This window comes from Methylobacterium sp. WL18 (assembly GCF_008040015.1).
Lineage (GTDB): Bacteria > Pseudomonadota > Alphaproteobacteria > Rhizobiales > Beijerinckiaceae > Methylobacterium > Methylobacterium mesophilicum.
This window is the reverse complement of the sequence record NZ_VRVD01000804.1, coordinates 1-1848: the sequence shown is the minus strand read 5'-3', so window position 1 is coordinate 1848 and position 1848 is coordinate 1. Positions and strand designations below refer to the sequence as shown.

General features: G+C 70.0%; 1 protein-coding gene and 1 pseudogene. Both read left to right on the top strand.

The features are described 5' to 3' along the window. A pseudogene (locus tag FV228_RS34520) lies at nt 1–186 on the top strand (hypothetical protein); the annotation flags it as partial. Between the two features lie 75 nt (nt 187–261). Next, the coding region (gene nusA / locus FV228_RS28490; protein ID WP_147857551.1) for a transcription termination factor NusA at nt 262–1848 on the top strand (1587 nt) is incomplete at its 3' end.

Here is a 1848-nt window from a genome sequence, read left to right as displayed (position 1 = left end):
GGCCTTCGGACCCTGCGGCCGGCGCCCCGGCCGCAGGGTCCGAAGGCCAAGGCCGTCAAGGCCGCCAAGGTCGGCGGCAAGCCGGCCCCGAACGCCGCGAAAGACAAGAAACCGCCGCGCACCGGTCCCAAGAAGCCGGTCGTGTCCAAGGCGTCCCGGCTGAAGGGCCGCGACGACCTGCATTGACGTGAATTGAGGTTTGGGCCGGCCGCCATCGGGCGCCCGGCACCAGGACTTGACGGAAGAGAAGGACCGACACCGATGGCCGTCGTCAGCGCCAACAGGCTCGAACTCCTCCAGATCGCCGACGCGGTCGCCCGCGAGAAGGTGATCGATCGCTCCATCGTGATCGACGCGATGGAGGAGGCGATCGCCAAGGCGGCCCGCTCGCGCTACGGCGCGGAGACGGACGTGCACGCCGAGATCGACAACAAGACCGGGGCGCTGCGCCTGTCGCGGCACCTCCTGGTGGTCGATCAAGTCGAGAACGACGCCCGCGAGATCACCCTGGACCAGGCCCGCCGCTACAATCCCGGCGCGCTCGTGGGCGACGTGATCTCCGACACCCTGCCGCCGTTCGATTTCGGCCGCGTCGCCGCGCAGTCGGCCAAGCAGGTCATCGTCCAGAAGGTGCGCGACGCCGAGCGCGCCCGCCAGTTCGACGAGTACAAGGACCGGATCGGCGAGATCCTCAACGGCATCGTCAAGCGGGTCGAGTACGGCAACGTCATCGTCGACCTGGGCCGGGGCGAGGGCATCGTCCGCCGGGACGAGATGATCCCCCGCGAGACCTTCCGGCCGGGCGACCGGATCCGCTCCTACCTGTTCGACGTGCGCTCGGAAGTGCGCGGGCCGCAGATCTTCCTGTCGCGCTCGCACCCGCAGTTCATGGCCAAGCTGTTCGGCCAGGAAGTGCCCGAGATCTACGACGGCATCGTCGAGGTGAAGGCCGTGGCCCGCGATCCGGGCTCCCGCGCCAAGATCGCCGTGATCTCCCGCGATGGGAGCATCGATCCGGTCGGCGCCTGCGTGGGCATGCGCGGCTCGCGCGTCCAGGCTGTCGTGGGTGAGCTCCAGGGCGAAAAGATCGACATCATCCCGTGGTCCGAGGACGAGGCGACGTTCATCGTCAACGCGCTCCAGCCGGCCGAGGTCGTGAAGGTCGTGCTCGACGAGGAGGCCGACCGCATCGAGGTGGTGGTGCCGGACGACCAGCTGTCGCTGGCCATCGGCCGCCGCGGCCAGAACGTGCGGCTCGCCTCCCAGCTCACCGGCTGGGACATCGACATCCTGACCGAGGCCGAGGAATCCGAGCGGCGCCAGAAGGAGTTCGCCGAGCGGACCCAGGTGTTCATGGAGGCGCTGGACGTCGACGAGACCGTCGGCCAGCTGCTGGCGGCCGAAGGCTTCCGCAACGTCGAGGAGATCGCCTACGTCGACATCCAGGAGCTGTCCGGCATCCAGGGGCTCGACGACGAGACCGGCGCCGAGATCCAGGCCCGCGCCCAGGATCACCTCGCCCGGATCGAGCAGGAGCACGATACCCGCCGCACCGAACTCGGCGTCGCCGACGAGCTGCGCGAGATCGAGGGCATCACCACGCCCATGATGGTCGCGCTCGGGGAGAACGACGTGAAGACCGTCGAGGACCTGGCCGGCTGCGCCACCGACGACCTCGTCGGCTACACCGAGGGCCGCGGCCCGGACGCCGTGCGCCACGCCGGCTATCTCGACGGCTTCGAGCTGTCCCGCACCGAGGCCGAGGGCCTGATCATGGCCGCCCGCCTGAGGGCCGGCTGGATCGAGGCGCTGCCCGAGCCGGAGGCCGAGGAGGGCGCGGAGGCCGCC